Below are 5,198 nucleotides of genomic sequence, written 5' to 3'. Positions count from 1 at the left end.
ACCCCGCGCGCCCCGCCGTCCCAGACCGCAGGGCGCGCGGGGTCTTCCACCGAGGGCGCCGAGGGCCACGAACCCGGGCGCGGCGAACCCGTCGCCGGGCGCGCCGAACCCCCTGCCAGGCCCCAGGACGACGCCGGCGGGCTGTGGAGCGGTGCGACGCGGGCCGTGTTGTTCGCGGCGGCGGCATCCGTGGGGCGCGGCTTCGCGGGGCGGCGGCGCGAACTGCTGTCGCTGCGGGCCGATATCGACCGGGCCGGTCTGGACACCCTCGCCGGCCGCAAGGCCCCCCGCAGCCGGGTGCTGCTGATCGCCGGGCGCCCCGGTTCGGGCCGTACCGCGCTGGCCGAGGAGCTGGTGCGGCGGCTGGCCGACGACTACCCCGACGGGGTCCTGCGCGCGCGGCTGGCCACGTCAGGGGGCGATCCCGTACCCATCGAGCGGACCGCCCGCGAACTGCTGGCCGTGCTCGGGGTGTCCGTCCGCGCCGGGGCGGACGAGGACGAGCTCTGCGAGGCGCTGCGCGACGCCCTGGCCGGGAAGCGCGCGCTGCTGCTGTTCGACGACGCGACCGGCGCCGAGCAGGTGGACGCGCTGTTGCCGGACGCGCCGGACAGCCTGGTCGTCGCCGTCTCGCGCGGTCCGCTGACGGGGGTGCCGGACGTACGGCCGTGCACGCTCGGCGGGCTCGATGTGAGCGCGGCCATCGGCCTGCTCGCGCAGTACGCCGGGACCACCCGCATCACCTGCGACCCGGTGGCCGCGCAGTCCCTGGTCGAGGAGTGCGGCGGTCAGCCCGCCGCGCTGGTGCTGGTCGGCGGCTGGCTCGCGGCGCGCCCCATGGCGTCGGTCGCCGACGCGGTGCAGCGGCTGCGCGAACTGTCGCCGGCCGCCGGTGACCAGGACCGGGGCGGGCGCCCGCTGGCCCGCGCCTTCCGGCTGGCGTACGAGGCGCTGCCGCCTGCCGCCGCCCGGCTGCTGCGGTTGCTGGTGCTCGCGCCCGGCGGCTGGGCGGACGCCCAGACAGGGTCCGCGCTGGCCGGCTGCTCGGTGGCGGACGCCGAGGCCGCGCTGGAGGGCTTTGTCGCGCATGGGCTGCTGCGCCCGCTGGCCGAGCGCCGGTACCAGGTGCCCGGCTGCCTCGACCCGATGCTGCGGGCGGCGCTGCGGGCCACCGAGCGCCCGGCCGAGGTGGAGCTGGCCGGTGCCCGGATGCTGGAGCGGACCGTACGGCAGCTGCACGCCTGCCGTCTGGCCGCCCATCCGCCCGGCTCGCCCGCCCGCAAGAAGCTGGCCGCGATGCCGGGGCCGCTGAGGTTCGAGTCGGCGGCGGCCGCGGCCGGCTGGCTGGAGTCGCGGCTGCCGGTGCTGCTGGAGATCGCCCGGCTGGCCGTCGAGGACGGTGGGCTCGACACGCTGGCGCGCCGGTTGGTGGCCGGTCTGACGCATGCCCTCGGCGCCCACCGCAGCGCCGAGGAGGCGGCCCCGGAGCTGTACGGGCTGCACCGGCTGGTGCTCGATGTGGCCCGCCGCCGCGATCTGCCGGTGGAGGAGGCCGCGGCGCTGCTGAACCTGGGCGACCTGGACGCGCGGGCGGACCGGGTGGAGGAGGCGCTGGTCCGCTACAAGCACGCGCTGGAGGCGGCCCGGGAGGCGGGCGACCCGTACACCACGGGGCGTTCGCTGGAGTCCATCGGCGGCACGTACGAGGACCTGGAGGACTGGCACCGGGCGGCCGACTGGTACGGGCGGGCGCTCCAGCTGCGGCTGTCCCGCGGCGACCGGATCGGCGAGGCGCTGCTGTACGAGCGGCTGGGCACGGTCCAGGCCCGCACCGGTCAGTGGGGCGAGGCGCTGCGCGCCTGGCGGGCGGCGGGGGCCGCGTTCCGCCGGGCGGGCAATCCACAGGGCGCGCTGCGGGCCGCGGACGCCCTGGACCGGCTCGGCGACCCGGCGGCGGCGGATGCGCACCGGCGCGCCGCGCGGCGCGCTGGCGGCGCGGCAACGGGGCGGCAGCGGGGTGGGGGGAGTGCAGGGCGGCAGCGAGCGGGTAGTGGGGGCCGAAGAGGCAGAGTGACCTAAGAAACCGGCAGCGGATCGGCAAAAGATTGAAGCAATGCAAGGCTAGACAGCGCGACGTCCTTCATTAAACTGGCTGTACCGCGATTGTTGCGGTCGTCTCCGGCATGCGGACGCATTCCGGTTTGTCTGCTTAAAGCCCGGATATCCCCCAGATTCAAGGACCGTGATCGACGTGAAGGTCGGTATCCCCCGCGAGGTCAAGAACAACGAGTTCCGCGTGGCCATCACCCCTGCCGGTGTGCATGAGCTGGTCCGCGATGGCCATGAGGTCTTCCTGGAGCGGGGGGCCGGCGTCGGCTCCTCGATCACGGACGAGGAGTACACCGCCGCCGGTGCGAGCATCCTCGGCTCGGCCGACGACGTATGGGCCACCGCCGACCTGCTGCTGAAGGTCAAGGAGCCCGTCGCGGAGGAGTACCACCGGCTGCGCAAGGACCAGACCCTCTTCACCTACCTCCACCTGGCCGCCTCCCGCGAGTGCACGGACGCGCTGCTGGAGTCCGGCACCACCGCCATCGCCTACGAGACGGTCGAGACCGCGAACCGCGCGCTGCCGCTGCTCGCGCCGATGTCCGAGGTCGCGGGCCGGATCGCGCCGCAGGTCGGCGCGTACCACCTGATGCGGTCGGCGGGCGGGCGCGGCGTGCTGCCCGGTGGGGTGCCGGGCGTGGCCGCGGCCCGGGCCGTGGTCATCGGCGGCGGCGTCTCCGGCTGGAACGCCACGCAGATCGCCCTCGGCATGGGCTTCCACGTCACCCTGCTCGACAGGGACATCAACAAGCTGCGCGAGGCCGACAAGGTCTTCGGCAACCGGGTGCAGACCATCTCCTCCAACGCCTACGAGCTGGAGAAGGCCGTGCTCGCCGCCGACCTCGTCATCGGCGCGGTGCTCATCCCCGGCGCCAAGGCGCCCAAGCTGGTCACCAACGAGCTGGTCTCCCGGATGAAGCCCGGAAGTGTACTTGTCGACATCGCGATCGACCAGGGCGGCTGCTTCGAGGACTCCCGGCCCACCACCCACGCCGAGCCCACCTTCACGGTGCACGACTCGGTCTTCTACTGCGTGGCCAACATGCCGGGCGCGGTGCCCAACACCTCCACCCACGCGCTCACCAACGCCACGCTGCCGTACATCGTGGAGCTGGCCAACCGCGGCTGGCGGGACGCGCTGCGCCGGGACGCCGCGCTGGCCAGGGGGCTCAATGTCCATGAGGGCGAGGTCGTTTACGGTCCGGTCGCCGAGGCGCACGGTCTGTCGACCGTCGAACTGAGCTCGCTGATCGGCTGAAACCGGCCGAGCGGTCAACGTCGACCGTCAACAACAGGTCAATAACGGGCATCCGGCCGGGTCTTGCTTTGAGAGCGGGGTCCGGCCGTTGATGTGTCCGATACGACCCGTAACGCGGATGACAGTTCGCTCCGCCAACTCGCCCTAAAAGTAACTATTCAGACGCTTTGCCCGTCGAGGAATCCTCGCTTCACCCCCCATACGCCCTTGACAGCGCGGTGTTCGATTGCCGACACATCGTGCCGTGTCCGGTGGATTGTGTTGCTGCGAACCGCCGACACGCCATAGAGTCGCCAACCGTCGGCATGGTGTCACGCTGACCTATCTAGAAATTTCCTGGTCACCAAGGAGGTAGGACGACTTGTGAATGAGTCGACATTTTCTCCCGGGGGTGGTCAACCAGGATCGGCTGCGCGGGGCATGGGTCCCTCGGGGCTCGAGGCTGTCGGCTCTGTCGCTGTCCGCACCTTCGCCACGCACCAGAACATGACGACAGCCCACCAGAGTCAGAGCATGGACGGCCATCACGTGAACGCCATGGCCGGCGACCAGCGGGGCACGGATCCCGCCCGCTTCGCCGCCTACGACGACCTCCCCGACGGGCACTTCTACGACCCGGACGCCGAGTACGAGCCGGACCCCGAGTACGCGGCCACACTCGCGCCCGACGCGGCCCGTCAGCGACGCGAACGCATCGGCCCCACCGGGCGGCCGCTGCCGTACTTCCCGATCCCCGGACCGCTGACCGACCACGGCCCCGCGAAGATCATCGCGATGTGCAACCAGAAGGGCGGGGTCGGCAAGACCACCTCCACCATCAACCTCGGCGCGGCCCTCGCCGAATACGGCCGCCGGGTCCTGCTCGTCGACTTCGACCCGCAGGGCGCCCTGTCGGTCGGCCTCGGCGTCAACCCGATGGAGCTCGACCTCACGGTCTACAACCTGCTCATGGAGCGGGGCATGTCGGCCGACGAGGTGCTGCTCAAGACGGCCGTGCCCAATATGGACCTGCTGCCCAGCAATATCGACTTGTCGGCCGCCGAGGTGCAGCTGGTCAGCGAGGTCGCCCGGGAGTCCACCCTGCAGCGCGCGCTCAAGCCGCTGATGGCGGACTACGACTACATCGTCATCGACTGCCAGCCCTCGCTCGGCCTGCTCACCGTGAACGCGCTCACCGCGGCGCACAAGGTGATCGTGCCGCTCGAGTGCGAGTTCTTCGCCCTGCGCGGTGTGGCGTTGCTCACGGAGACGATCGAGAAGGTCCAGGAACGGCTCAACCCCGAGCTCGAACTGGACGGCATCCTCGCCACGATGTACGACTCGCGCACCGTGCACAGCCGTGAGGTCCTGGCCCGCGTGGTCGAGGCGTTCGACGACCACGTCTACCACACGGTCATCGGCCGCACGGTCCGCTTCCCCGAGACCACGGTCGCGGGTGAGCCGATCACCACGTACGCGTCCAACTCCGTCGGTGCCGCCGCCTACCGCCAGCTCGCCAGGGAGGTGCTCGCCCGGTGTCACGCCGAGTGAGTCTGCCGGGAGCCGACGAACTGTTCCGCACCACCGGAGGAACGGCGCTGCAGTCGTCCTCCCCCGCGTCCTCCCGCCGTCAGAACGGCGGCGAGGTGCGGGTGCCCGCCCCGGCCGGCGACCCCGACACGGCCGCTGACGGGGCCGAGGGCGGCCCAGGGGACCGACGGGCGACGGAGGACGCGGAGCAGTCCGGCCCGGCCGAGCACAGCGGCCGGGAGGCCGCCGCCCGCGCCGACGCCGTCGGCGACCGCCGCCCGCCGGGCGGCGGGGAGCGGCGGGGCGGCCGCCAGCCGCAGGA

3 protein-coding genes and 1 pseudogene are annotated in these 5,198 nt (G+C 72.6%); all 4 read left to right on the top strand.

Going from position 1 to position 5,198, the window contains the following annotated elements:
- Positions 1-165 precede the first annotated feature (165 nt).
- Positions 166-2,079: a tetratricopeptide repeat protein gene (locus tag CCN51_RS47530; protein ID WP_245881829.1), complete on the top strand. Its 1,914-nt coding sequence runs from the start codon at positions 166-168 to the stop codon at positions 2,077-2,079.
- Between the two features lie 172 nt (positions 2,080-2,251).
- Positions 2,252-3,367, top strand: coding sequence for an alanine dehydrogenase (ald, locus tag CCN51_RS47525; protein ID WP_014180806.1), 1,116 nt, complete (start codon positions 2,252-2,254; stop codon positions 3,365-3,367).
- A gap of 420 nt (positions 3,368-3,787) precedes the next feature.
- Entirely contained in the window at positions 3,788-4,897 is a 1,110-nt protein-coding gene (locus tag CCN51_RS47520; protein WP_014180807.1) for a ParA family protein, read from the top strand.
- Positions 4,882-5,198 (top strand): annotated as a pseudogene (locus CCN51_RS53940) (hypothetical protein); the annotation flags it as partial. The gene CCN51_RS47520 and the pseudogene CCN51_RS53940, both read left to right, overlap by 16 nt.

The organism is Streptomyces milbemycinicus (genome assembly GCF_002154605.1).
Taxonomy (GTDB): domain Bacteria; phylum Actinomycetota; class Actinomycetes; order Streptomycetales; family Streptomycetaceae; genus Streptomyces; species Streptomyces milbemycinicus.
Note: the sequence above shows the minus strand (reverse complement) of the source record. Positions and strands in the feature narration are given on the sequence as shown.